The following is a 24138-nucleotide window of genomic DNA, read 5'->3' on the forward strand; positions in this document are numbered from 1 at the left end:
AATCCACATTCACGCCACTGGGCGCGCCCTGGAAACTGATGAATAGATAGTCTCCGTAGTTTCCGTTGCCACCTCCATCTACATTGTCTCCGTAACCGGCGAAAATTCGATCCGAACCATCTCCACCAATCAGAGTATCAACTTCACTGCCCCGATCGAGCTGGGGAAACACATACGGAAGATTGGAGTACGGCAGATTGTACGGTGGGGACTCGTCGCCGCTGTACAGCGTGTCGTCTCCCGCCCCACCCTCGAGCCTGTCCGTGCCGGCGCCGCCAATCAGCTGGTCATTGCCATCCGAGCCATAGAGCGTGTCCGCATCAGCGCCGCCCACAGCTCGGTCATTGCCGGTCGTGCCGTTGAAGATCATGCGAGGCCCCCGTCTCAGCGCCGCAGCCGCGGCTGACGACGCCGGCCCCACCAGCACGATTGCTGTAGCAAACTGGGTCGTCACCATCTGCGATTGCAGGACAGGCGCCAGAGTTCAGGCTCGGGGATACGCGCTTAGATAATTCTCCCCGCAGGGAGGCTCTCCGATAGGTTGCTCCACGGAAACGCGAGTTTGGGGGCGGAAATCGCCTAGCCGACGCCGATCCAGCCGCTGGTCAGGGTCGAGAGCGTGACCCCGACCAGGATCATCTGGTCGCCATTGCCCATGTCGATGACGGTGTCTGCGCCAACCTGGGACACCGAATAGGTCGTGCCCGGATCCAGTTGGACGTGATCGCCCTCGGCTGCCGAGAAGTCGATCACCCGGTCGATCCCGGCCCCTGAGAACGACCGGAACACATCGGCCCCGGCCCCGCCGCTGATCGTGTCATTGCCGCGGTCGCCATAGAGCAGGTCGTTGCCGGCCCCGCCGGAGACGCTGTCATTGCCCTGGCCGCCGCGCACCCAGTCATTGCCGTCGCCACCGCTGATCGTGTCGTCGCCGAGGTTGCCGTAGACGATGTCGTTTCCGGCGTCGCCATAGAGGACGTCATTGTCCTTGCCGCCCACCACCCAGTCGTCGCCGTCATTGCCGTGGGCCGTGTCATTGCCGGCGTTGCCGTTGATGTCGTCGAAGCCCGAGCCGCCGGAGATGGAATCGTTACCCTCGTCGCCGCGCAGATAGGTTGTTCCGCCAGCGACGCTGATTGAGTCATCCCCACTTCCGCCATAGGCGACGGCCCCGTCGCCGCCCCCGGAGATCGTATCCGCACCGTCACCACCGAGCAGCGAGTCGTGACCGCCGCCGCCATTCAGGACATCATTGCCGGCCCCTCCGTCCAGCAGATCGACACCACGCCCGCCTGTGAGCGTGTCCGACCCAATCGCTCCATAGAGGTTGTCGCCAGTTTCGTTTGCTTGGACGTTGAGCTTGAGATTGGCGGCGAGATCGATCACCTCAAACCCTGTTGGGGTTTCCAGGAGGAGTTGACGGCCATGATCGCCAATCAACATCTTCCCCCAATTCCCCAACAGGTCCGCGCCCTGAACGACCGTGCTGACCTGAAGATCGCCCACCTCGGTCCAGCTGTGGGTGTCGAACACGCGGACGGTATCAGACACGGCGTCCCACAGAAGAAGCTGGTGACCGCCGTCATTGAATTTCACACCGACAATTCGGCCCGCCGACTGAAGTCTCGAAAGATCTTTTACGAGTTTAAATGAAAAATCGAAGACTCTGAGATCGGTGTAGGTGTCGTTTACACCCAGTCCAGACGCCTCGTTCAGATCAGCGCGGCCTACATTGGATGTACCGTTGCTTCCGAGCTCAACCATGCTACCAAAAGCGACAATCTTATCGGCCTGTGCGTCAAACAATGACAAAGGCGCATCGCTCTGATTTCCCCAAAGCATTAGCACATAGTGCCGATCTTCAGAGGGAATGAGTGATGTGCTCTGGTTTACCGTGAACTTCTGACCGAGATACGAGATTTCGCTTGTTGAAAAAGGGCTGGCGAAAGGATCGAACTGTCGCAGCGGGACCCGCCCAGAGCCTGCAAACTGGGTGGTCACAAGAGCGGCGTTTTGGCCAATGAAGGCCAAGTCGCTCACGCCCACTTCATACTGCCACTCCGTCTTGAACGTCAGCGTCTTGGTCGAAAGATCGTCCAAAGATACAAGATAGATGCTGTCTAGGTTCGCGCTGGTGAGACTTCCCGCGGGTTGCGGCAGCGCCGAGTACTGCTGGTCGCCAATCAGCAGGCTATTTCCGTCCGGGGAGATATCGATCGCGGATAGGGTTCCGCCCAAATGTGCGAGGTCTGTCAGAGCGCCAGACCCGAGGTCGAAGGCGTACAGGTCGCCATCAGTCGTCGTCATGTAGGCTTTGTCATGCTGGGGATCGAAGACCCAGTCCTGCATGTTACGGAGGGTATATTGACGCCCCACGCGCAGTCCTCCCGTGGGGCGGGTCGCCCGCGCGACAGCCCGTGCAGCTACAATTTCGACGGCCCGCAAGCGAAGCGGTACAATTTGAGATTGAAACGGTTGCAGCCGTCAAGACCCAACTGAAGGTCCTGAGACATGGGCGCGACCTGCCGGCCGCCGAGGCGAAACGGCAGTTTGCGCAATCTTGTTATCTCGACGATGGCAAGGGGCCGCGCCCGCCCCGCAGCCCCTACCGCGTGAACTTGTGGAACTTGATCCGGTGGGGGATCAGGCTGTCGGCGCCCAGGCGGCGCTTCTTGTCTTCCTCATAGGCTTCGAAGTTGCCTTCGAACCATTCGACGTGGCTGTCGCCCTCGAAGGCCAGGATGTGGGTGGCCAGGCGGTCCAGGAACCAGCGGTCGTGGGAGATGACCACGGCGCAGCCGGCGAACTCGTCGAGCGCCTCTTCCAGGTTCTGCAAGGTCTCGATGTCGAGGTCGTTGGTCGGTTCGTCGAGCAGGATGACATTGCCGCCGGTGGTCAGCGTCTTGGCCAGGTGGACGCGGTTGCGTTCCCCGCCGGACAAGAGCCCGACCTTCTTCTGCTGGTCGCCGCCCTTGAAGTTGAACGAGCCCACATAGGAGCGCGTGTTGATCTCGCGCTTGCCGACCGTGAGGATGTCGAGGCCCTGGGAGACCTCCTGCCAGATCGTCTTGTTGGGATCGAGGGCGTCGCGGCTCTGGTCCACATAGGAGAGCTTGACGGTCTCACCCAGGCGGAAGGTGCCGGAGTCCGGCTTCTCCTGGCCGGTGATGATCCGGAACAGGGTCGACTTGCCGGCGCCGTTGGGGCCGATGACGCCGACGATGCCGTTGGGCGGCAGCTTGAAGGACAGGTTCTCGAACAGGACCTTGTCGCCATAGGCCTTGGACAGGTTGTCGGCCTCGAGCACCACATTGCCCAGGCGCGGGCCGGGCGGGATCTGGATGGTGGCGAAGGTCTGGGCGCCGCGCGCCTGTTCCTGTTCGCGGACCATTTCGTCATAGGCCGCCAGACGGGCCTTGGACTTGGCCTGGCGGGCCTTGGCGCCGGACCGCACCCATTCCAGTTCGCGGGTCATGGCGCGCTGGCGGGCCTCGGACTCCGACTGTTCCTGGACGATCCGCTTGGTCTTCTGTTCCAGCCAGCCGGAATAGTTGCCCTCATAGGGGATGCCCTTGCCGCGATCGAGTTCCAGCGTCCACTTGGTCACCTGATCCAGGAAGTAGCGGTCGTGGGTGACGAGGATGACGCAGCCCGGGAAGGCTTCCAGGTGGTGCTGCAGCCAGGCGACGCTCTCGGCGTCGAGGTGGTTGGTGGGTTCGTCCAGCAGCAGCATGTCCGGCTTGGACAGCAGCAGGCGGGCCAGGGCCACGCGGCGCTTTTCACCGCCCGACAGATTGTCGACGCGCCAGTCGTCCGGCGGGCAGCGCAGGGCGCCCATGGCCATCTCGATGCGGCTGTCGATGTCCCACAGGTCGCCGGCGTCGATCTTTTCCTGGAGGGCGGTCATCTCCTCCATGAGTTCGTCGGTGTAGTTCTCGCCGAGTTCGGTCGCGATGGCGTTGTAGCGGTCGAAGATCTTCTTCTCTTCGCACCAGGCGATGACGTTCTCCCAGACGTTCAGGTCCGGATCGAGATGCGGCTCCTGCTCCAGGTAGCCCATCTTCACGCCCTCGGCGGCCTTGGCCTCGCCGCTGAACTCCTTGTCGATGCCGGCCATGATCTTCAGCAGGGTCGACTTGCCCGAGCCGTTGACCCCGACCACGCCGATCTTGGCGTCCGAATAGAACGACAGCCAGATGTTCTCGAAGGTCTTCTTGGTCGCGCCAGGGAAGGTCTTGGTCAGACCCTGCATCTGGAAAATGTATTGCTGCGCCATGGGGCGTGCGGGCTCGCTTAACGGAGGAGTGGAGATTTGGCTGCGGACATAGCGTTGGCGGGCCCTTGGCGCAATGTCGCCGTCCTCCTGCGAAGCTTCACAGGTCCGCCGTCGAACCGAATCCGAACTGTCGCAGAGCGGCGCTAGGCGAACCCCATCCACGTCGCGAAGGCCGACGGGACCCTAGGGGATAGCTTATGAAAAACCATCTTCTCGCTGGCGCAGCCGCCGGCGCTCTACTTCTGATCGCGGGCCAGGCCTGCGCGGCCGAAGCCGCCGCCACCGACGCGGGAACCAGCGTCGAGGAGCTGGTGGTCTACGGCAAGGGCGAGAGCCGCCAGGTCCAGCAGATCGCGGTCCAGGAAATCGAGCAGGCCGCCCCGGGCACCAGCCCGATCAAGATGGTCGAGAAGCTGCCCGGCGTGAACTTCCAGTCCGCCGACGCCTTCGGCGCCTATGAGTGGTCGACCCGCATCTCGATCCGCGGCTTCAACCAGAATCAGCTGGGCTTCACCCTCGACGGCGTGCCGCTCGGCGACATGAGCTATGGCAACCACAACGGCCTGCACATCAGCCGCGCGATCATGTCGGAAGACCTGGGCGGTGTGGAGCTGGCGCAAGGCTCCGGTTCGCTGGACACCGCGTCGTCTTCGAACCTCGGCGGCACGCTCAAGTTCGTCTCCCGCGATCCGTCCTCGAAGTTCGGCGTGTTCGCCGCCGGCACGGTCGGCTCCGACAACATGTATCGCGGCTTCGTGCGGCTTGAGACCGGCGACCTGCCCTCGGGCGGCCGCGCCTATGTCAGCTACGCCAAGCAGGACGCCGACAAGTGGAAGGGCTACGGCGTCCAGAAGCAGCAGCAGATCGACTTCAAGTTCGTCCAGCCGATCGGCGAGGGCAAGGTCACCGGCTTCTACGACTGGTCGCAGCGCCGTGAGAACGACTACCAGGACCTCTCGCTCGAGATGATCAAGCGTCTGGGCTACGGCTTCGACAACATCTCCAACGACTATGCGCTCGCCAATAAGATCGCCAACACGGCCCTGGCCCACTATCTGGCCACCGGGACCTCGGGCGACCCGGCCTATTGCGTCTCCGACCCGGGCGACGGCACGAACAGCTATTCGGCCCCGATCAAGTGCGACGACGACGCCTATTTCGACGCCGGCGGCCTGCGCGACGACAAGCTCTGGTCGATCAAGGGCGAAATGCCCTTCGGTGAGAGCGTCAACACCACGGCCCTGATCTATGGCCACACCAACAAGGGCCAGGGCACCTGGTACGCCCCGCTGAACCCGAGCCCGAACTTCGGCGTGCCCGGCGCGACCACCGCCAACTCGTCGATGTCCTATCGGACCACCGAGTACAATATCGACCGCACGGGCGTGGTGCTCGGCGGCGACATTAAGCTCGGCGCCCACGCCATCCGCCTCGGCGGCTGGTATGAGGACAACGATTTCGAGCAAGCCCGCCGCTACTATTCGCTCGACGCCGCGGCCAACAACCGCGACTCGCTGGCCTTCCAGTCGAACCCCTTCAAGACCCGCTGGCACTACGCCTTCAACACCAAGACCACCCAGTTCTCGCTCGAGGACAACTGGACGGTCACCGACGCCCTGAAGGTCAATTTCGGTTTCAAGTCGCTCAAGGTCGAGAACAAGGCCAAGTTCCTGGACGGCTACGGCCCGCTGGTGAACTCGGGCTCGATCCAGTCCAAGGACAGCTTCCTGCCGCAGGTGGGCGCCAACTATAAGCTGAACGAGAACAGCGAGGTCTTCGGCTCCTACACTGAGAACATGCGCGCCTTCGTCAGCGCGGCCACCGCCGGTCCGTTCTCGACGACCCAGGCCGGCTTCGACGCCATCAAGAACAAGCTGAAGCCGGAAACCTCCAAGACCTTTGAAGCCGGCTGGCGCTTCAAGACGGCCGACTTCCAGGGCGTTATCGCCGCCTATCACGTGAAGTTCGACAACCGCCTGCTGGCCACGGCCTCGGGCTCCGGCGTCGCCGGCAATCCGAGCGTGCTCTCCAATGTCGGCAGCGTGACGACCAACGGCTTCGAGACCGCCGGCACCTGGCGGATCAATGACGCCTTCTCGCTGTTCGGCTCCTACGCCTACAACGACTCCAGCTTCGACGACGACGTGCGAAACGGCTCGGGCGCCCTGGTCGCCAAGACCGCGGGCAAGTCCCTGCCCGACGCGCCGAAGTCGATCGCCAACCTGAGCCTGGCCTATGACCAGAACGGCTGGTTCGGCGCGCTGGCCGCCCACTACACCGGCGAGCGCTACATCACCTACACCAACGACCTCAGCGTTCCGGCGGTCACCACGCTCGACCTGAACATCGGCTACCGCTTCCAGGGCGAAGGCCTGACCAAGGACCTGGAGATCCAGGCCAATGTCACCAACCTCCTGGACAAGGAATACGTCTCGACGATCGGTTCGAACGGCTTCGCCAACTCGGGCGACAGCCAGACCCTGCTGGCCGGCGCGCCGCGGCAGGTGTTCGTGACCGTCCGCAAGCAGTTCTGATCCGACCCAATCAGAATGTCCGAGGAGAGCCCCCTTCCCGACCGGGAAGGGGGTTTTTCTTTGGGCGCCTAGGCCGGCTCGCCGACCGGCGGGGCGGTGTAGCTGGCCGACTTGGTGATCACCTCGTCGGGAACCTTGAGCATCTGCTGATAGGTTTCCGGCGGATAGGCCATGTGCGGTTTGGCCGGGTCATAGGCCGGCTGCGGCACGGGGCTCGGGCCCGTATAGGCGGCCGGCGCCTTGAAGCGGGCGGCCTCCTCGGCCGAGATGCCCGCCTTGGCCAGGACCGCCGGGTCGATCCACTTGGCGGGATCGATGGCTTCGTGGCTGGTGGCGACCTCCAGGGTCATCTGGTCGGGACCGGCGAAATAGATCGAGCGGCACATGCCATGGTCGATCGGGCCGATGACATTGACCCCGTGGCTGCGGATGCGGTCGCGCATGGCGACCAGGTCGGCGTCGGTGTCCACCCGGAAGGCCAGGTGCTGCAGGGTCCCCGGCGCGCTGGGCAGAGCGCCCGAGCCCGCATGGGTCTTGCCGAGCTCGATCGGGATCTTGTCCACGTCCGGCAGCTGGACGATCGAGAAATAGCCGTGGTCGTTCATGCGCAGGAAGGCGTGCAGACCGCCCGGCACGCCGTGCATGTCGAACAGGGCCACCAGCGGGCAGCCCATGACCTCCGAGAAGAAGGCGATGTGCTTCTTGATGTCCCCGGCCATGAAGGCCAGGTGGTGAATGCCTGTGGGTTGGGTCATCGGGTCTCCTCCGGGATCTCGCTTCTGTCGGCGAGCAGGCCCTGAACCAGGGCGTTGAGTATCAGGTCCTCGTGGGCGGCGCGGCCGGCCTCGGTGTCGGGGTCGATGCCGAAGGCGCTGCGCATCAGCGGGGCCAGGTTGATCACGCCCGCGGCGCCGGCCTGCAGGGTCACGACCAGCATCTCCGGCGGGAAGGGCTTCAAGTCGCCGGCGTCCATCGCCTTGCGGGCGAGATCGACCAGGCGGCGGTTGCGGGGGCCCAGGAGGTGCTGGTTCAGCCAGTCGAGCCGCTCGCCGCCAGCCATGCCCTCGAGCGCCACGATCCGACCCAGCGCCGGGTGGCGCCAGCTGATCTGCAGGAACAACCGCATGGCCATGCGCAGCTGGGCGATGGGCGGCGCATCGCGGGCGGCGGACAATAGCCGCTCCTCCTCCGAGATCACCGCCGACAGCTCCAGCATGGCGCTGCGCCACAGCTGGTCCTTGTCCTGGAAATGATAGTGCAGGGTCGCCTGGGAGACCTCGGCCGCCGCGGCGATGCCGCCCATGGTCACGCGCTCGAAGCCCAGCCGCGAGAACTGGTCCAGCGCCACCTCGCGGATCTTCGCGGCGGTGCGCTCGCCCTTGCCCAGGGCGACGACGGTGGCGGACTTCGACACAGGAATTGACTTCTCGATCAGTTTTCCTGATTTGATACTCAAAAATCAGCTCAGGGCAAGCTTGGCCCTCGGCCGGGGTCAGGGAGAGAACGACATGGCGGTGGTGCGCGAACCCTATGGTTTCGTCCATGCGGACACGAGCAAGCTGAAGGAGGTCTATGGCGGCCCCACCGGCCAGGTCTTCGTGGAGTGCATGCGCATCCGGCCGGAGACCGGCGCATCCAAGACCGTCATCCTGTTCAGCCACCCGATCGGCGGCGGCTCGTTCCTGCCGCTGGTCAACGCCCTGGCCCATGGCGGGCGCCACGTCATCTATTGCAACCCGCGCTATCGCGGGAACGACACCGCCCTGATCATGGAGAAGTGCGTCCTCGACCTCGGCGCCTGCATCGCCGACCTCAAGACCCGCTTCGGCTATGAGAAGGTGATCCTCGGCGGCTGGTCCGGCGGCGGCTCGCTGTCCCTGTTCTACCAGGACCAGGCCGAGCACCCGACGCTCACCGACACCCCGGCCGGCGACCCGGTGGACCTGGTAGGCGCAGGCCTCCAGCCCGCCGACGGGATCATGCTGCTGGCCGCCCATATCAGCCGCTCGGTGACCATGACCGAGTGGCTCGACCCCTCGATCCTGGACGAGGACAAGCCCTTCGAGCGCGACCGCGAGCTCAACATCTACGACCCCGCCTGCCCCAACCAGCCGCCCTATTCCGACGCCTTCGTGGCGAAGTTCCGGGCCGCCCAGATCGCCCGCAATCGTCGCATCACCGCCCGTGTGAAGGCCCAGCTGGCGGCCCTGAAGGCGGCCGGCGAGCCCGACGCCGAGCGGCCCTTCGTGGTCTATGGCACCATGTGCGACGTCCGTTGGACCGACCCCGCCCAGGACCCCTCCGACCGCCGCCCCGGGACCTGCTATCTGGGGGAGCCGAAGATCGCCAATGACGGGCCCGTCGGCCTCGGCCGCTTCGCCACCCTGCGCTCCTGGCTCTCCCAATGGAGCTATGACGAGAGCCGCGCCAATGGAGTGGTCAACGCCGCCCACATCTCCTGCCCGGTGCTGGTGATCAACAACACCGCCGACCTCGCCTGCACCCCCAGCCACGCCGATCGGCTGTTCGCCGCGGTGGCGTCGAAGGACAAGGAGATCGTCCAGATCCAGGACGCCGATCACTATTACGTCGAGCGCAAGGACCTGCTGCCCAAGGCCGTGGCCACGGTCGGGGATTGGCTGGACCGGCACGGATTTTAGATACAGCCCTCCACCAGGATCAGCTTGCTGACCGTGGTGCGTTCGCGGACGGCCTTCAGGCTCTGGAAGTCGGGGTCGTCCAGGAACGCGCGCGCGTGCTCCGACGAGGGAAATTCGAGGATGACCACCCGGTCCGGCGACCAGTCGCCCTCCATCACCTGGGGCTCGACGCCCCGGACAATGTAGCGGCCGCCATGCTTGGCGATGAAGGCCGGGACGCCTTCGACATAAGCCATGAAGCCCCTGAGATCGAGGACGGCGAAGTCCAGGACGAGATAGGCGGTCATGAGACAGCTCCCTGTTCGCAAGACGGCGCCCTCTGACGGAACCGCACGCCCGTGTCACGCGTATGGAAGGGCGAACCTCCCCAGCGCACAAGGAATTCCAACATGCACAAGGACACCATCAAGGGCGCCGCCAAGGAAGCCGTCGGTTCGGCCAAGGAAGCCGTCGGCAAGGTGACCGGCAATGAGCGCCTGCAGGCCGAAGGCGTCGTCGAAAAGACCGCCGGCAAGGTCGAGAGGACCGTCGGCGATCTGAAAGACACCGCCCGGACCGCGCTGAAGAAATAACCCCACACCGTCCGTTTGCCGCCCCCCCAGAGTCTGGCGGTCGCCTGACATAGTCCCCCTCAGGTCGCCGGACTCGCATGCGGACGGAACAGGCAGGGCCGCGTCTTCACAGGCGCGGCCCTCGTCATGTCTGGCCATCCCCGCGCGGGCGCCCTCCTATGGCGACCTGGGTGGGGTGGGTCATGCGCAGGGCGATCGGCGGACTTGTCGCGGGGGTGGTGCTGATGGCGGCGATGACGGGCTCCAGCGGCCACGCGGCGGAGGATCCCGCCTTCGCGAGCTTCGCCCAGCAGCAGGCGGCGATGGCCGCGGGCCAGACCAGCGCCGAGCGCCTGGTGCAGGCTTATCTCGCCCGAATCGCGGCCCTGGACCATGCGGGCCCCAGACTCAACAGCGTCATCGCCCTCAACCCCCACGCCCTGGCCGACGCCCGCGCGCTCGACGCCGAGCGCAAGGCCGGCCATGTGCGCGGCCCCCTGCACGGGGTGGTGATCCTGTTGAAAGACAATATCGAGTCGGCCGACGACACCGCCACCACCGCCGGCTCCCTGGCGCTGAAGGACAATGTTACCAACCGCGACGCGCCCCTGGTCAAGCGCCTGACCGACGCCGGCGCCGTGATCCTGGGCAAGACCAATCTGTCTGAATGGGCGAACTATCGCTCCACCCGCTCGATCAGCGGCTGGAGCGGCGTGGGCGGGCTGGTGCGCAATCCGCACGCGCTGGACCGCAGCGCCTGCGGCTCCAGCGCCGGGTCCGGCGCGGCGGTCGCCGCCGCCCTCGCCTCCGCGGCGATCGGCACCGAGACGGACGGTTCGGTCACCTGCCCCGCCACCATGAACGGCATTGTCGGGCTGAAGCCCACCGTGGGCCTGGTCTCCCGCACCCACATCATCCCGATCTCGGCCAGCCAGGACACGGCCGGGCCCATGACCCGCCACGTCGCGGACGCCGCGGCCCTGCTCACCGCCATGGCGGGCTCCGATCCCGCCGACCCGGCCACGGCCGCCGCCGATCAACACAAGACCGACTATCTGAAGGCTCTGGACGCCTCCGCCCTGAAGGGCGCCCGGATCGGCGTCCTGCGCACGACCGCCGGCCGCTCGCCCGACACCGACGCCGTGTTCGAGCGGGCGCTCGCCGCCCTGAAGGGGGCCGGCGCCACCCTCGTGGAGGTCAAGGCCCCCGACTCCGCCGCCATGGCGGCGGCCGAAAGCCTGGTGCTGCAGGTGGAGTTCAAGGCCGGGATCAACACCTATCTGGCCTCGACCTCGCCCGACCGGGTTAAGACCCGCACCCTGGCCGACCTGATCGCCTTCAATGCCGCCAGCCCGCGCGAACTCGCCCTCTTCGGCCAGGAGAGCTTCGAGCGGAGTCAGGCCGGCCCGGGCCTGGACGACCCGGCCTATCTGAAGGCGAAGGCCGACGCCAAGCGCCTGGCCGGGCCCGAGGGCATCGACCGGCTCCTGGCCGAGGCCAAGGTCGAGGTGCTGGTCGCCGAGAGCGGCGGCCCGAGTTCGGTGGTCGACCCGGTGAACGGCAGCAAATGGCTGGGCTCGGCCTCGGGTATGCCGGCGGTGGCGGGATATCCGCACCTCACCGTGCCCATGGGCCAGGTCTCGGGCCTACCCGTGGGCTTGTCGTTCATTGGCCCGGCCTGGTCGGAAGCCCGACTGCTGTCGCTCGGCTACGCCTTCGAGCAGGGGACCCAGGCGAGGATCACCCCGGCGTTCCTGCCCTCGGTGAGTGTGAGCTCGCCTTACGAGGCGGCGTTCGCGCCGGTGAAGTGAGGGGCCTAAGGTTGGCCTCTCGCGGGAATGTGCCGCGCAAGATCCATGGCCTCATGCAAGATGCGCATGACCCGGACTTCAGCCGCATCAAATTCATAGAGGATCAGGTGCCGGGGATCTGAGACGATGGTCCCGGCGACCCGCGCGCGCTGCCGACTGTGCCTCAGGTGGTAGACGTAAACCCCGGCGGCCAGGTCCGGTCGCAATTGGCTCCCGACCGCTTTCGGGTCGTCCAAGAGGTCGCGAAGCGCCACATCGAGCAGGGCGCTGTAACGGCGGCGAGCCTGTTGACCAAAGACCTCCCCGCTTCGTGCGAGGATTCCCGCAACATCGACTCGGCCTTCCAAGGAAAGGATCAGGCGACGCATGGCGCGATCCGTTCAGTCTGTTTCGAAATCGCCGAGACTTTCTAGAAAACCTGCGATCTCATGGGCCTCAAGGCTAATGAACCGACCGGCCTCAATATCCCTGCGCCCCACGGCGATCGCCTGGCGCAGCGCCTCCAGCTTCAACTCATCCTCTTGCTGCTGGCGTTCAAGCAGGCGCAGCGCCTCGCGAACCACCTCGCTGGCGTTCTGGAAGCGGCCGGACTCGACATTCATGTCGATGAACTGGGCCAGATGATCGGTGAGATTGACGTTGCGCGCGGTCACGATGAGGCTCCCTCGACCTCATCAGACTAGAATTGCTGTCAATCTTTGACAACAGGCCGGCAGGCCACCGCCTAGTGCGGCCGCAGCACGTCGATCGGCGGCGGCGGGGGGATCACGCGGCTGGGCGCGGGCGCCGTCGGGTGGGGAATATGCCGGGGCTCGGAGGCGCAGGCGGCCAGGGCCGAGAGCGTCAGGCCCGCGGCGGCGACGAGCAGGAGCCGGCTCAGCACTTGAGGGCCCCGATGCCGACCATGCCGTTCTGAGCGCCCAGGCCGATGACATGGTCGCCCACCGCCACCCCGACCGCAGCCGAGTCACGGCCGGCCGCCAGGGTCGGGCCAAGCACCGCCATGTCGCCGCGATTGCCGGCGAACAGGCCCAGGCCCAGCTTGAAGCAGTCATGCTCGCGCATCAGGCTGCCATCGCCGTCCATGCGCCAGGTCTGGCCGGTGCGGCCGTCGAAGCCGGTGATCTGGGCGCTGTCGCCCACCGGACGGATCGAATAGGCGTCGCCGCCGGGCGTACCGTCCACGGTGCAGACTTCCGGCGTGCCATGCTGGCCCAGATCGCCGGCCACGTGGGCGGCCGAGCGGGTGCGCGGGTTATAGGCGGTGACTTCGGTGCGCTGGGTCTGGTCGACGAAGACCTGGGTCCCACTGCGCGAGTCGTAGGTCATGATGTCGGGGGCCTGGCCGGTCAGGGCCTGTTGCCCGCAGCCGCCGCCGGCGCCGCGCCCTGGGCCGGGTTGGGCGACCGCCGGAGCGGTCCAGATCAGGCAGCTGGACGCGACCGTCACCGCCGCGGCGAGGAGCGCCGTCGTCTTGCGGGGGGAAATCGTCATTTCGGAGATCCTCCTTGGCTCGCGCCACGGGAATTGGGGGCGGCGCCCCCGTTGGAATAGGGGCCGGCGCCCGGCAGCGGCGCGGCGACCGAGGGACGACCGGCCGGGGCGTAGGCGGCCGGGGCCGAAGGCGGGCCGCCCTTGAAGCTCGGGGTGGCCAGAGCCTCCTGCTCGCTGTCGAGCACAGCCTGGAAGCTGTCGAAGGTCGGCAGGGTGGTGCGGGTATGGCCGCCGCCCAGTTCCGGCGCCTCGAACCAGGGGCGGCAGGTCAGGGCGCCTTCGAAGAAGCCGCTCTTCAGGGCCGCGCAGCCGTCCTTGGCCGCGAACACGGTGTTGTCGACGCTCCGCACCTGGGCCCCGCGTTCGGCGAAGATGCCCGAGCGCATCACGCCCTGGATCCGGGCCTGGGACACGTAAGTTGTCCCGGCGGCGGCATAGACCCCAACCTCGTCGGCGCTGAGCAGGGCCTTGGAGACGCGGGTGGTCGGACCTTCGACCAGCAGGGCCCAGTCGGCGCCGGTGATCGAGGGGCTGCGCAGATTGACCTCGCCGGCGCCGGACACATAGGCCCCGCGCGAGAAGCCGTTGATGTCCAGGCCGCTGACCTCGATCAGCTGCGAGGCGCCGACCTCGGTCAGCACCAGACCCGCCGAGGCGGCCGAGCGCTGCGATCCGGTCCAGTCGTCGAGCCGCACCAGTTCCAGGTCGTCGATCTTGACGTCGTCGGTGGGCGTGGCCTTCAAGCCGATCACCGCGGCGCCGATGGTGACGTGGTTGATCTTCAGACGGCCGCGGGTGGTCACGGCCGGCGCCTGGCTGCGGGAGACGATCCGGCTGTCGGCCAGGGTCAGCTTGCTGTCGCCGGCCAGCGCAATGGCGCCGCCCGCGCCCGAATAGGCCAGGCTGGTGTTGTAGAGGTTGAGTTCGTCGGTCTGGCCCAGGATGCAGGGGGCCTCGGCGCCCTCGGCCTGGCCGATGGTCAGGTCCTGGAGGGTCACCCAGATGGCCGGGGCCAGGCGCAAACAGGGCTGGCCGGGGGGCGCGATGAGCAGGGGGCGGGCGAAGCTCAGGGGCGCGCGGGCGTCGCCCACGATGCGCACCGGGCGATTGACGACCACCGCCTCCTCGCAGGCGCGGCCATTGGACGAGGTGAGCGTAATGGTCGCCCCGTTCCAGCTGCGCTCGATCGTGTCGCTGATCTGGCCGGGCCAGGCATAGGCGCAGTCGATATAGGTCGAGGGGTAGTAGCTGCGGGTGTTGCCGTAGCCATAGCCCGGCTTCCGGCGATGGGTGGTCCCCTTGCAGCGGATGTCGGGATTGGTCAGCAGGCCGAAGCAGGGCCGGATCACCGCGTCCACGCGGGCGTCGGGGGCGGCCAGGGCCGGAGCCGGCGCGACGATATCGGCCGCCAGGATCAGGGCCAGGGCGATGAGGCCGTTGAGCAGATTACGCATGAGGGTCATCTATCTGTACCCCTCGCTTTGGGGCCGCACGGGACGGATCGTCAGACTGTCAGGCCGGCCCGGGCCGGGCCTCTGAGGCGGACCATAGCCGCCGGCGCCCTGACGCGGGCCGCCACCGATGTCCTGGCCGTAGCCGCCGGACGGGCCGGGACCATAGCCGCCGCCGGGCCCCTGGCTTGGGCCGTAGCCGCCGCCCTGGCCATAGGGCTCGCGGACCGGGCGCCGTTCGCCATCGTCCTGGTAGGAGCCGTAGCCGTCGCGTTGGGGTTGGCCGGAAACCTGGGCCAGCACGTTGCGCAGGCGGGTCACCGAAGGGCTGAAGCCGGAGAGCGCGGAGTCGATCTGGTAGACCACCGCCTGGGCGCGGTCCTGGTCGGCGATGCCCGCCACGCCGAGCGAGAAATAGGTCGACATGGCGTACTTGGCTTCCGGGCTGCCCTGCTTCTCGGCTTCCGAGAACCAGTGGAAGGCGCGGGCGTAGTCACGCGGCACGCCGACGCCCTCGGCGTACATCACCGCCAGCACCAGTTGGGAGTTGGGCGAGCCGTTGACCGCCGCGTACTGGATGGCGCGAACCTTCTCCAGCGGGCTCAGGCGGCCTGTGCCCGGCCGGCCCAGCATGCCCTGCATGGCGCTGGCTTCCGCCGACCCCAGCTGGTTCTCATGCTGCGGCGGACGCGGGGTGATCCGCAGATAGGTGAGCGCCCGCCCGACATGGATGAAGGGCAGTTCGTTGATGCGGCCGAGCGCCACGGCGCCCGCCTCCCCGGCGGCGTCGCTTTCGTCCGAATGGGGCACGCCGGAGGCCGGGGCCTCGGGCGGATAGAACTCGTAGGGCGGGACCCAGCGCACGGCGGTGGCCTGGGCGTCGGCCGCGAGCGCCGCCCGCTCGGGCGAGGACCGCTCGAAGTCCTTCAGCATCACATAGCCGGCCACGTCGCCGGCCTGGGTGGCCAGGTAATTGTAGAGATAGACGTCGACGTCGTTGCGTGTGAACAGGGTCGCTGAAGCCGGCGGCTTCACGCGCGTCAAGTCCTTGGGATTGATCGGTGAATTGTCCGGCGGGTCGCCGAACGGTCCGAAGGACACGTCATGCAGGCGCGCCAGGGTGCGGAAGCCATAGGCGCCCTGGGTCGAGAGCACATAGATCACCCGGTTGCGCACGTCCTGGCGCTCGTCGGAGCTCATCAGGTTCAGCAGCCGCTCAAGGGCGTAATAGGCGCCGCGGCGCTCGGCCGTGCGGCAGTCGGTGACCTTGCGCGGGCCGCGCTCGTTCGGGCGCCGATCGGATAGGGCACGATCGGCGAATAGCCGTCGGGATTGGACAGGGCGAGCTCGTACCAGACCGCGGCTTCCACCGGGTCTTCCAGGTTGCGCTCGCGCGCGTCGCGGCCGGAATAGCGGCGGGCGAGATCGATCTGGGCGAAGAAGTCGCCGTGGAACGCCTGGCGGCGCAGGAAGCGGACGTCCTGCTCCTGGGCGTTGAACTGGGGCGCGACGCCGATCGGACCCTGCGGCCTGGGACAGGTCGCGTTGGCCGCGGCGAATCGAGAGCCTGGACCATTGGGGGGCTGGCAGCCGCCCATCAACGGCACCAGACCCGCCATCACCAAAATCGTGAGCGCTCTGCGCCCCCACCGGCGGGCGTCCAGGGCAGCTTCATGTCGGTCCATGCGCTCCCCCAAGCGTTAACCATAATTCCACAGCTTCACTAGCGTCTCTGGACCGCTGTCTGTCAAGCGCTCCAGCAACGCTTTGCACTCTGAACAGATTCACCTGACAGGTACATGAACAGCTTGAGGGGGCGCCAAGCCTTGGAATGTCCCGATTTCGCCTGTGAGGCGAAGTCAAACTCAATCAAGAAGTTCTTCGCGGCTCACGGGAAAACATTGCCGACGGGACTTGAGATCAGTGAGACAGTACTTTGTTGCTTGACTATGGTTGCGACCTGTTCAGTCGCCAAGACTTCCACGCCTTCGATTCGGGGGACTGATCGGGCGTGAAGGCGCCCCTCCCCGTCGCCGGAGAGGGGCGTCCGATCCTTAACGGCCGGTGGGCATGTCCTTGAACGGAATGTCCTTGTCGACCCGGATGTCGCCGGGCAGGCCCAGGACCCGCTCGGCGATGATGTTCTTCAGGATCTCGTCCGTGCCGCCAGCGATCCGCAGGCCCGGGGCGAACATCACCGAGGAATGGAAGCCGCCGCGCAGGGCCGCCAGGTTGGGATCATTGATGATGCCGTACTGATCGAGCATCTCGACGGCGGTGTTGCCGAGCTCCTGCATCTGGACCGCCGAGACGATCTTGCCGATCGAGCTCTCCGGTCCCGGGGTCTGACCCCGCGAGAGCGCGGTCATGGTCCGGTTGCGGGTGTGCTTGAGGCCCTCGGCCTGGACGTACCAGTCCGCCAGCTTCTCGCGCAGGGCGCCGTCCTTCAGGGCCGAGCCGCCGTCGAGGCCAGGCGTCTGGCGCGCGGCTTCCATGAACTCGCTCCAGCCGGCGCCGGTCGCCCCGCCCACGGCCAGGCGCTCGTTCATCAGGGTGACCAGGCTGACCTTCCAGCCGTCGCCTTCCCCGCCGAGGCGCTGGCTGTCTTTGACCCGGACATCGGTGAAGAAGACCTCGTTGAAGCCCGAGCCGCCCGACATCTGGTGGATCGGCTTCACCTCCACGCCCGGATCATGCATGTCGATCCAGAACATGGTGAGGCCCTTGTGCTTGGGCACGTCGGGATTGGTACGGCAGATGACGATGCCGAAGTCCGAGAACTGGGCCCCCGTCGTCCACACCTTCTGGCCGTTTATGATCCAGTCGCCCGAGCCGTCCGGCGCGCGTTCCGCCTTGGTCCGCGAGCCGGCCACGTCCGAGCCGCCCGAGGGTTCGGAGAACAGCTGGCACCAGATCTCCTCGCCGCGGATGGCCGGGCCCACGAAGCGCTTCTTGGTGGCCTCGTCGGCGAAGGTCATGACCGTGGGCACGCACATGCCCAGGCCGATCTGGAACGGGTTGGGCGGGATCGGATACTTGGCTTCCTCGGCGCCGAAGATCACCGTCTGGATCGGGGTGCCGCCCTGCCCGCCCCATTCCTTGGGCCAGGTGATGCAGGCGTAGCCGGCGGCCGCCTTCTTGGCCTGCCAGGCCTTGGAGGCCTCCAGGCTGTCGCCGCCTTCGGGATCGCCGCCGGCATAGGTCTTGGGGGCGTTGGCCGCGAGCCAGTCCTGGACCTGCTTGCGATAGGCGGCTTCGTCGGGAGAATCGTTGAAGTCCATGATCTCAATCTCCTTTAGGCGGCCGCCGCGTTGCGGCGTTCGAGGTGGCTGACGAGACGTTCCTTCCAGACCCGGGGCGCGCCCGCGACCAGAGAAAGCTGGCGCGAGCGCCGATAATAGAGGTGGCAGTCCATTTCCCAGGTGAAGCCGATGCCGCCGTGGGTCTGGATGTTTTCCTTGGAGGCGAACCAGAAGGCTTCCGATCCGGCGATCCGCGCGGCGCTGGCGGCGACCGGCAGTTCGGGGGCGTTGGTGTTGAGCGCCCAGGCCCCATAATAGGCATTGGAGCGGGCCAGCTCGTTCTTGACGTACATGTCGGCCAGCTTGTGCTTGATCGCCTGGTAGGAGGCGATGACGCGGCCGAAGGCGTAGCGCTCAAGCGCATATTCCTTGGCCATGTCCAGGCAGCGGTCCGCGCCGCCGCACTGTTCGAAGCTCAGCAGCACCGCCGCGCGGTCCAGGACCTGTTCGAGCAGGGCGAGGCCCTCGCCGGCCGGGCCGAGACGCTGGGCCGCGGCGCCGGCGAACACCAGCTTGGCCGCATCGCGGGTGGGATCGAGGGTCTTGACCGCCTCGCGGGTGACGCCGCCAGCCGCCAGATCGACCAGGAACAGGGAGAGCTTGCCGCCCTCCTTGGCCAGCACCAGGGCCACCTCGGCGATGTCGCCGTCGGTCACCGGGATCTTGGCGCCCGAGAGCTTGCCGTCGGTCACGGTCGCCTGGACCGTGGCGGCGGTCACCGGACCGGGGCCTTCCGAACTCGCCACGCAGCCGATCACCTCGCCGGCCGCGATCTTGGGCAGCAGGCGCGCCTTCTGGTCGGCGTCGCCCGCCAGCATCACCGCCTCGGCCAGGAAATAGACCGTCGAGGCGAAGGGAATCGGAGCGACCACGCGGCCGAGCTCCTCGGCGATCACGCAGAGCTCCAGGTGGCCCAGGCCCAGGCCGCCATGTTCCTCGGGGATCGCGGCGCCCAGCCAGCCCTGTTCGGCGACCGCCTTCCAGAGGTCGGCGTCATAGGCCTTGCCGTCGTCGTCCAGGACCTTGCGGACCCGGGCCGTCTGGCAATTGGCCTCGAGGAACTTGCGCGCCTCGCTCTTCAGAAACTTCTGATCGTCTGAAAAATCGAAATTCATGTCCGCCCATCCCGCCGTCGAGGTCGGTTAAAAGGTTTCGTCGCGCGCACCATAGCGATGGCGAAGCCCATGAAAAGATTGACCTCGCGTCAAGGATTTCAGGGTCTTATGCGGCCCTTGCAGTCGGGCTCAGGGGCGCGTGCGGATGGCCAAGGCGATATTCCAGCGAAACCAGAAGGTTTGGGTCGAAAGCGTCGGCGCCTGGGCGGTGGTTGAGAAGATCGTGCCGATCTGGGCGAAGGGCTTCGATGAGCCGGTCCGGGTCACTTATGACGTCGGCATGGGGCGCGATTTCCAGGCCCATGAGCTGAAGGCCGAACAGGACAGCGCCGAGACGGTGTCCGACGACGGGTCGCGCTGGCGGCTGCTGCGCGCCAAGAACAAGTGGCAGACCGAGGACAACTGCCGCCACCATCCCTATCCGGGCAGCTATCCGGTGGTGGTCACGGATCTGAACGACTGGGGCGGCTGGCGGGTGCCCGGCGCGGAATATGATCGTGACCCGGCCAAGATCGAACATCAGGCCCGGCTGATCGCCTCGGCGCCGCGGCTGCTGGAGGCCTGCCGCCGGGTGGTGACTATGGTCGACGAAAGCCCCGGCGAGGCGCCGACGGAAATCGTGCGCCTGGCCGAGGACATCATGAAGATCGAGGCCTATCTGAAGTCGGTCCCGGCGGCGGAGACGCGCGAGGCGGACCCCGCCGCCCACGCCGCCGAGTAGGACGTCCCGACGACCGTTTGGCTTAGAACTTGTAGCCGAAGCCGGCGGACACGACCCACGGGTCGAGGTTCACCTTGGACTTCAGCGTGCCGCCATTGATCTTGGCGTCGGTTTCGAAGAACACCTTCTTCACGTCGACATTGACGCTCCAGGGGCCCTTGGTGGCGATGTCGGCGCCGGCCTGCAGGGCGTATCCGAAGCCGTCCTTCAGCTTCACGTTGAAGCCGTTCTTATCCTTGCCGCTGTAGAAGATCATGTAGTTCACGCCCGCGCCCACATAGGGGCTGAACTTGGCGTCCGGCGCGAAGTGATATTGCAGCGAGACGACCGGCGGCAGGACCCAGGTGTCATGCACGGCCACGTCGACGCCCGCGCCCTTTGCCTTGATCGTGTGCTTGGAGGTGCCGGCGATGGCTTCGATGGCCACGTGGTCGGTCAGGAAGTAGCTAAGGCCGATGGTCGGGACCACGTCGTCCTTCACGTCGACATGCAGGCCCGTGGCCGCACCGGCCGCGGTGGTGATGGCGTCGCTGGTGTCGGGCGAGACGTCCGTCGCGCGGACGTTCAGCATGATCAGGCCCTTGTGCTTGGGCGTGAACTCTTGCGCATTGGCGGTCCCGGCGAGGGCGAGGACGGCGGCGCCGGCGAGCAGCGCGGTGCGGATGACGGTCATGAGATGTATCCCCTTCTTGGCGGCAGGTCGGTGCTGCCTTGAGCGAGGGGATCGCGCCGCCGGGGCCTCACGGCCTTGATCTAACTCAAACGACTGTTTGAACCGGCGAGGTGTGTGTTTCAGGTCGCAGTCACGGCGCCAAACCGGTCGATTTCGACGCCGACCGCCCTCGCCCTTCGGCCGGCGATGGCCTAAATCTGCGGGATGCGCACCGAAACGCCCCAGCCGATCCGGCTCACCGACTATCGCCCGCCCGCCTATCTGATCGACGAGGTCCACCTGACCTTCGATCTGGCCCCGAACACCACCCGGGTGACGGCCAGGCTGTCGATCCGCCGCAATGGCGACCACGCCGAGCCCCTGGTGCTGAACGGCGAGCGGCTGAAGCCGATCTCGGTCGCGGTGGACGGCCGGGAACTCGGCGCCGCCGAGCACAGCGTCGATGCTGAATTCCTGACGGTGCCGAACGTGCCGGCGGCCTTCACCCTGACCACCGAGGTCGAGATCGATCCCGAGGCCAACAAGGCGCTGGATGGCCTCTATATGTCCGGCGGCCGCTTCTGCACCCAGTGCGAGGCCGAGGGCTTCCGCAAGATCACCTGGTTCGCCGACCGCCCGGACGTGCTGTCCCGCTTCACCGTGCGGATCGAGGCGCCCAAGACCTATCAACGCCTGTTGTCGAACGGCAATCTGATGGAGAGCGGCGACTTGCCCGGCGGCAAGCGCTACGCCGCCTGGAACGACCCCTTCCCCAAGCCCTGCTATCTGTTCGCCCTGGTGGCGGGCGAGCTCGACGAGCTGTCCGACTCCCTGGTGACCATGAGCGGCCGCACGGTCGATCTGAAGATCTATGTCGACCCCGGCATGGCCGGCCGCGCGACCTACGCCATGGACGCGCTCAAGCGCTCGATGAAGTGGGACGAGGAAGCCTTCGGCCGCGAATACGACCTCGACCTGTTCATGATCGTCGCCGTCCGCGACTTCAATTTCGGGGCGATGGAGAACAAGGGGTTGAACATCTTCAACTCCTCCCTGCTGCTGGCCGACCCAGCCACCGCCACCGACTTCGACTATGAGCGGATCGAGAGCGTCGTCGCCCACGAGTATTTCCACAACTGGACCGGCGATCGCATCACCTGCCGCGACTGGTTCCAACTGTGCCTGAAGGAAGGCTTGACCGTCTTCCGTGACCAGAGCTTCTCGGCTGACATGCGCGGCGAGGCCGTCCAGCGGATCAAGGACGTCAAGGCCCTGCGCGCCCGGCAGTTCTCCGAGGACCAGGGGCCGCTGGCCCACCCGGTGCGGCCGTCCAGCTATCTGAAGATCGACAACTTCTACACCGCGACCATCTATGAGAAGGGCGCGGAGGTCATCCGGATGCTCAAGACCCTGATCGGGCCTGAGAAGTTCCGCGAGGGCATGGACCTCTATTTCGACCGCTGGGACGGCCACGCCACCACGGTCGAGGAGTTCATCCGCTGCTTCGCCGACGTCACCGGCGAAGACCTCAGCGACTTCTTCGCCTGGTACGAACAGGCCGGCACGCCGAAGGTCAGCCTGGTTCAGAGCTATGACGCCGAGGCCCGGACCCTGACCCTGGAGTTCAGCCAGGAGATCGACCCGACCTCCGGCCAGCCGACCAAGCGCCCCCTGCCCACCCCCGTCCGCATCGGGCTGCTCGATGGCGAGGGCCGCACCCTGGCCTTCGAACGCGACGGCCAGGCGGTCGATGAGACCGTGGTCGTTCTGGACCAGGCCAAGGCCAAGGTGGTCCTGACCGGGGTCGACTCGGCACCCGTGGTCTCGGCCCTGCGCGGCTTCTCCGCGCCCGTGACGCTGACCACCGATTCGCCGTCCAAGGACCGCTACGTCCAGCTGGCCGGCGACCCGGACCTGTTCAATCGCTGGGAGTCCGGCCAGGACCTGGCCCGCGACCTGATCCTCGGCCGTGCGGCCGGCAAGCCCGACGAGGTGGGCGAGGAACGCTACGCCCACGCCGTGGCCCGCGCCCTGGCCGACCAGGCCGCCGATCCGGCCTTCAAGGCCCTGCTGCTCGCCCTGCCCAGCGAATCCGACCTGGTCCTGGCCCGCCAGCCGGCCGATCCGGCGGCGATCCATGCGGCCCGGGAGGCCCTGCGCCAGCGGCTGGCCCTGCATCTCGAGGACGACCTCAAGCGTCTGCACATCGGTCTGCAGCAGATCGGCGATTTCTCGCCGGACGCCGCCAGCGCCGGACGCCGGGCGCTGCGCAACGCCAGCCTCGACCTGCTGGCCGCCAATCCGCGCTCCGACGTCGTCGAACTGGCGGACGGCCATTATCGCGCCGCCCTCAACATGACCGACGCCATGGGGGGCCTGAACGCCCTGATGCAGATCGGCGGCGAGGCCTATGAGGCGGCCCTGGCCGACTTCTACGACCGCTGGAAGACCGAGCCCCTGGTGATCGACAAGTGGTTCGCCCTGCAGGCCCGCGCCCCGGACGAGGGCGTGCTGGGCCGGGTGCTGGGCCTGACCGCCCATCCGGCCTTTGACCAGAAGAATCCCAACCGGCTGCGCGCCCTGGTCTCGACCTTCGCCAGCGGTAATCCGTCCCGCTTCCACGACCCCAGCGGGGCGGGCTACCGGTTCCTGGCCGATCAGATCCTGGCCGTCGACGGCTTCAACCCCATGACCGCCGCGCGCATGGTCGAACCCCTGGGCGGATGGCGGCGTTACAGCCCCGAACTGGGCGCTTTGATGAAGCAGCAGCTTCAACGGATCGCCGAAACTCAGGGCCTGTCGAAGAACGTCTATGAGTTGGTCGCCAAAGCGCTGGGCGAATAGGCGTCAAACAACTTTAGGGTGCTGGTTATCCCGCGCTCCACCAGGATAGATCGGGCGATCAAGGGGGCCACGGCGGTATGTCGAACGCGTTGAACCGAGTGCGCATTCTGCTCGTGGACGACAACATCCGGACGATCGACCTGGTCAAGACCATGCTCCGGGGCTTCGGCTTCGAGCGGTTCTCCGAGGCGACGACCATCGCCGAGGCCAAGAAGATCCTACGGTCCACGCCGCCAGATCTGATGCTGCTCGACTATATGATGGGCGCCGAAGAGGGCGTGACCCTGGCCCGCTGGCTGCGCAATGATCCGGCCAGTCCCGCCCCGCAGCTGCCGATCATCATGCTGACCGGCCACGCCGACCGCGCCCGGGTGATGGCCGCCCGCGACGCCGGCATCAATGAGATCTGCGTGAAGCCGTTCACCCCGGCCGACCTGATGAAGCGGATGCTCACCACCTTCGAGAACCCGAGGCCCTTCGTGAACTCGGGCACGGGCTATTTCGGCCCCGACCGGCGCCGTCACGACGACCCGAGATACAAGGGTCCGGAGCGCCGCAAGCGCAGCTGAGCGCCGCGCCCCATTCAGGGTCAGGTGTGACCGCATGACTCTCGTGACGGGTCGGCGCCGCCCGCGTAGACTCGCAAGCTTCGGGGTGACTCGGTCTAGGTTCGGAAGGAGCGGCGGGCTTTGGCCAGACGCGTGGGGGATGACGCGGCTGAAGACCC

At 66.6% G+C, this 24138-nt stretch carries 22 protein-coding genes and 1 pseudogene; 7 read left to right on the forward strand and 16 right to left on the reverse strand.

The genetic code is table 11. The features are described from left to right. Positions 1 to 217 precede the first annotated feature (217 nt). The 3 genes and pseudogenes from MQH10_RS27115 to ettA all read right to left on the reverse strand — a co-directional run. A pseudogene (locus MQH10_RS27115) lies at positions 218 to 457 on the reverse strand (hypothetical protein); the annotation flags it as partial. A gap of 122 nt (positions 458 to 579) precedes the next feature. Next, positions 580 to 2349, reverse strand: a complete 1770-nt coding sequence (locus MQH10_RS15570) for a calcium-binding protein (RefSeq protein ID WP_242564945.1) — start codon at positions 2347 to 2349, stop codon at positions 580 to 582. Positions 2350 to 2605: 256 nt separating this feature from the next. Continuing rightward, positions 2606 to 4276 carry an energy-dependent translational throttle protein EttA gene (gene ettA, locus MQH10_RS15575; protein ID WP_242564946.1) on the reverse strand — a complete coding sequence of 557 codons (1671 nt, stop codon included), beginning with the start codon at positions 4274 to 4276 and terminating at the stop codon, positions 2606 to 2608. Positions 4277 to 4473: 197 nt separating this feature from the next. On the opposite strand from ettA, the gene MQH10_RS15580 reads away from it, so the two are divergent. Further along, the gene (locus MQH10_RS15580; RefSeq protein WP_242564947.1) at positions 4474 to 6810 is read left to right on the forward strand and encodes a TonB-dependent receptor; all 2337 of its coding nucleotides are present in this window, start codon (positions 4474 to 4476) and stop codon (positions 6808 to 6810) included. Positions 6811 to 6878: 68 nt separating this feature from the next. On the opposite strand, the gene MQH10_RS15585 is transcribed toward MQH10_RS15580, so the two are convergent. Both MQH10_RS15585 and MQH10_RS15590 read right to left on the reverse strand, forming a co-directional pair. Next, a complete protein-coding gene (locus MQH10_RS15585) occupies positions 6879 to 7565 on the reverse strand; it encodes a VOC family protein (protein WP_242564948.1) in 687 nt (228 codons plus the stop codon). Beyond that, positions 7562 to 8224 (reverse strand): TetR/AcrR family transcriptional regulator, encoded by a 663-nt coding sequence (locus tag MQH10_RS15590; protein ID WP_242564949.1) that lies wholly within the window; start codon positions 8222 to 8224, stop codon positions 7562 to 7564. The genes MQH10_RS15585 and MQH10_RS15590 overlap by 4 nt, the downstream gene beginning before the upstream one ends. Positions 8225 to 8318: 94 nt before the next feature. On the opposite strand from MQH10_RS15590, the gene MQH10_RS15595 reads away from it, so the two are divergent. Then, on the forward strand, positions 8319 to 9470 hold the full coding sequence (locus MQH10_RS15595) for an alpha/beta hydrolase family protein (protein ID WP_242564950.1): 1152 nt from the start codon (positions 8319 to 8321) through the stop codon (positions 9468 to 9470). Here the strand turns inward: MQH10_RS15595 and MQH10_RS15600 are convergent. Continuing rightward, positions 9467 to 9757, reverse strand: coding sequence for a DUF1330 domain-containing protein (locus MQH10_RS15600; protein ID WP_242564951.1), 291 nt, complete (start codon positions 9755 to 9757; stop codon positions 9467 to 9469). The genes MQH10_RS15595 and MQH10_RS15600 overlap by 4 nt on opposite strands. A 102-nt stretch (positions 9758 to 9859) precedes the next feature. Between MQH10_RS15600 and MQH10_RS15605 the strand changes: the two genes are divergently transcribed. Together MQH10_RS15605 and MQH10_RS15610 are read left to right on the forward strand one after the other, a co-directional pair. Continuing rightward, on the forward strand, positions 9860 to 10042 hold the full coding sequence (locus MQH10_RS15605; RefSeq protein WP_242564952.1) for a CsbD family protein: 183 nt from the start codon (positions 9860 to 9862) through the stop codon (positions 10040 to 10042). A 182-nt stretch (positions 10043 to 10224) separates the two neighbouring features. Further along, complete coding sequence (locus MQH10_RS15610; protein WP_242564953.1) at positions 10225 to 11832, forward strand: amidase; 1608 nt, start codon at positions 10225 to 10227, stop codon at positions 11830 to 11832. Positions 11833 to 11837: 5 nt separating this feature from the next. On the opposite strand, the gene MQH10_RS15615 is transcribed toward MQH10_RS15610, so the two are convergent. From MQH10_RS15615 to MQH10_RS15655, 9 genes are all read right to left on the reverse strand, one after another. Beyond that, on the reverse strand, positions 11838 to 12200 hold the full coding sequence (locus MQH10_RS15615) for a type II toxin-antitoxin system RelE/ParE family toxin (RefSeq protein WP_242564954.1): 363 nt from the start codon (positions 12198 to 12200) through the stop codon (positions 11838 to 11840). Between the two features lie 12 nt (positions 12201 to 12212). After that, positions 12213 to 12485: a type II toxin-antitoxin system ParD family antitoxin gene (locus MQH10_RS15620; protein WP_242564955.1), complete on the reverse strand. Its 273-nt coding sequence runs from the start codon at positions 12483 to 12485 to the stop codon at positions 12213 to 12215. A gap of 71 nt (positions 12486 to 12556) precedes the next feature. After that, a complete protein-coding gene (locus MQH10_RS15625) occupies positions 12557 to 12715 on the reverse strand; it encodes a hypothetical protein (RefSeq protein WP_242564956.1) in 159 nt (52 codons plus the stop codon). Beyond that, positions 12709 to 13326 carry a hypothetical protein gene (locus tag MQH10_RS15630; RefSeq protein ID WP_242564957.1) on the reverse strand — a complete coding sequence of 206 codons (618 nt, stop codon included), beginning with the start codon at positions 13324 to 13326 and terminating at the stop codon, positions 12709 to 12711. The genes MQH10_RS15625 and MQH10_RS15630 overlap by 7 nt, the downstream gene beginning before the upstream one ends. Beyond that, positions 13323 to 14789, reverse strand: a complete 1467-nt coding sequence (locus MQH10_RS15635) for a hypothetical protein (protein ID WP_242564958.1) — start codon at positions 14787 to 14789, stop codon at positions 13323 to 13325. Before MQH10_RS15635 ends, MQH10_RS15630 begins: the two co-directional genes overlap by 4 nt. After that, a complete protein-coding gene (locus MQH10_RS15640) occupies positions 14790 to 15977 on the reverse strand; it encodes a tetratricopeptide repeat protein (protein WP_242564959.1) in 1188 nt (395 codons plus the stop codon). It abuts the gene before it with no gap. A 5-nt stretch (positions 15978 to 15982) separates the two neighbouring features. Continuing rightward, positions 15983 to 16396, reverse strand: a complete 414-nt coding sequence (locus MQH10_RS15645; protein WP_242564960.1) for a hypothetical protein — start codon at positions 16394 to 16396, stop codon at positions 15983 to 15985. A gap of 435 nt (positions 16397 to 16831) precedes the next feature. Continuing rightward, positions 16832 to 18058, reverse strand: a complete 1227-nt coding sequence (locus MQH10_RS15650) for an acyl-CoA dehydrogenase family protein (RefSeq protein WP_242564961.1) — start codon at positions 18056 to 18058, stop codon at positions 16832 to 16834. Between the two features lie 14 nt (positions 18059 to 18072). Continuing rightward, complete coding sequence (locus MQH10_RS15655; protein ID WP_242564962.1) at positions 18073 to 19194, reverse strand: acyl-CoA dehydrogenase family protein; 1122 nt, start codon at positions 19192 to 19194, stop codon at positions 18073 to 18075. A 145-nt stretch (positions 19195 to 19339) separates the two neighbouring features. Here MQH10_RS15655 and MQH10_RS15660 point away from each other — a divergent pair, with 145 nt between their 5' ends. Then, on the forward strand, positions 19340 to 19915 hold the full coding sequence (locus MQH10_RS15660; protein WP_242564963.1) for a hypothetical protein: 576 nt from the start codon (positions 19340 to 19342) through the stop codon (positions 19913 to 19915). 22 nt (positions 19916 to 19937) lie between these two features. On the opposite strand, the gene MQH10_RS15665 is transcribed toward MQH10_RS15660, so the two are convergent. Further along, positions 19938 to 20588 carry an OmpW/AlkL family protein gene (locus tag MQH10_RS15665; protein WP_242564964.1) on the reverse strand — a complete coding sequence of 217 codons (651 nt, stop codon included), beginning with the start codon at positions 20586 to 20588 and terminating at the stop codon, positions 19938 to 19940. A 204-nt stretch (positions 20589 to 20792) separates the two neighbouring features. Between MQH10_RS15665 and pepN the strand changes: the two genes are divergently transcribed. Both pepN and MQH10_RS15675 read left to right on the forward strand, forming a co-directional pair. Continuing rightward, entirely contained in the window at positions 20793 to 23411 is a 2619-nt protein-coding gene (gene pepN / locus MQH10_RS15670) for an aminopeptidase N (protein WP_242564965.1), read from the forward strand. Positions 23412 to 23509: 98 nt separating this feature from the next. Continuing rightward, a complete protein-coding gene (locus MQH10_RS15675) occupies positions 23510 to 23980 on the forward strand; it encodes a response regulator (RefSeq protein ID WP_242564966.1) in 471 nt (156 codons plus the stop codon). Positions 23981 to 24138: the final 158 nt, after the last annotated feature.

The sequence above is a fragment of the Phenylobacterium aquaticum genome, assembly GCF_022695515.1.
Classification (GTDB): Bacteria; Pseudomonadota; Alphaproteobacteria; order Caulobacterales; family Caulobacteraceae; genus Phenylobacterium; species Phenylobacterium aquaticum.

Excerpts from the sequence above, each read along its gene's own strand:
- MQH10_RS15570 (WP_242564945.1), bottom strand. The coding sequence starts at position 2,349 with ATGCAGGACTGGGTCTTCGATCCCCAGCATGACAAAGCCTACATGACG.
- ettA (WP_242564946.1), bottom strand. The coding sequence starts at position 4,276 with ATGGCGCAGCAATACATTTTCCAGATGCAGGGTCTGACCAAGACCTTC.
- MQH10_RS15580 (WP_242564947.1), top strand. The coding sequence starts at position 4,474 with ATGAAAAACCATCTTCTCGCTGGCGCAGCCGCCGGCGCTCTACTTCTG.
- MQH10_RS15585 (WP_242564948.1), bottom strand. The coding sequence starts at position 7,565 with ATGACCCAACCCACAGGCATTCACCACCTGGCCTTCATGGCCGGGGAC.
- MQH10_RS15595 (WP_242564950.1), top strand. The coding sequence starts at position 8,319 with ATGGCGGTGGTGCGCGAACCCTATGGTTTCGTCCATGCGGACACGAGC.
- MQH10_RS15600 (WP_242564951.1), bottom strand. The coding sequence starts at position 9,757 with ATGACCGCCTATCTCGTCCTGGACTTCGCCGTCCTCGATCTCAGGGGC.
- MQH10_RS15605 (WP_242564952.1), top strand. The coding sequence starts at position 9,860 with ATGCACAAGGACACCATCAAGGGCGCCGCCAAGGAAGCCGTCGGTTCG.
- MQH10_RS15610 (WP_242564953.1), top strand. The coding sequence starts at position 10,225 with ATGCGCAGGGCGATCGGCGGACTTGTCGCGGGGGTGGTGCTGATGGCG.
- MQH10_RS15615 (WP_242564954.1), bottom strand. The coding sequence starts at position 12,200 with ATGCGTCGCCTGATCCTTTCCTTGGAAGGCCGAGTCGATGTTGCGGGA.
- MQH10_RS15630 (WP_242564957.1), bottom strand. The coding sequence starts at position 13,326 with ATGACGATTTCCCCCCGCAAGACGACGGCGCTCCTCGCCGCGGCGGTG.
- MQH10_RS15635 (WP_242564958.1), bottom strand. The coding sequence starts at position 14,789 with ATGACCCTCATGCGTAATCTGCTCAACGGCCTCATCGCCCTGGCCCTG.
- MQH10_RS15640 (WP_242564959.1), bottom strand. The coding sequence starts at position 15,977 with ATGAGCTCCGACGAGCGCCAGGACGTGCGCAACCGGGTGATCTATGTG.
- MQH10_RS15645 (WP_242564960.1), bottom strand. The coding sequence starts at position 16,396 with ATGGCGGGTCTGGTGCCGTTGATGGGCGGCTGCCAGCCCCCCAATGGT.
- MQH10_RS15650 (WP_242564961.1), bottom strand. The coding sequence starts at position 18,058 with ATGGACTTCAACGATTCTCCCGACGAAGCCGCCTATCGCAAGCAGGTC.
- MQH10_RS15655 (WP_242564962.1), bottom strand. The coding sequence starts at position 19,194 with ATGAATTTCGATTTTTCAGACGATCAGAAGTTTCTGAAGAGCGAGGCG.
- MQH10_RS15660 (WP_242564963.1), top strand. The coding sequence starts at position 19,340 with ATGGCCAAGGCGATATTCCAGCGAAACCAGAAGGTTTGGGTCGAAAGC.
- MQH10_RS15665 (WP_242564964.1), bottom strand. The coding sequence starts at position 20,588 with ATGACCGTCATCCGCACCGCGCTGCTCGCCGGCGCCGCCGTCCTCGCC.
- pepN (WP_242564965.1), top strand. The coding sequence starts at position 20,793 with ATGCGCACCGAAACGCCCCAGCCGATCCGGCTCACCGACTATCGCCCG.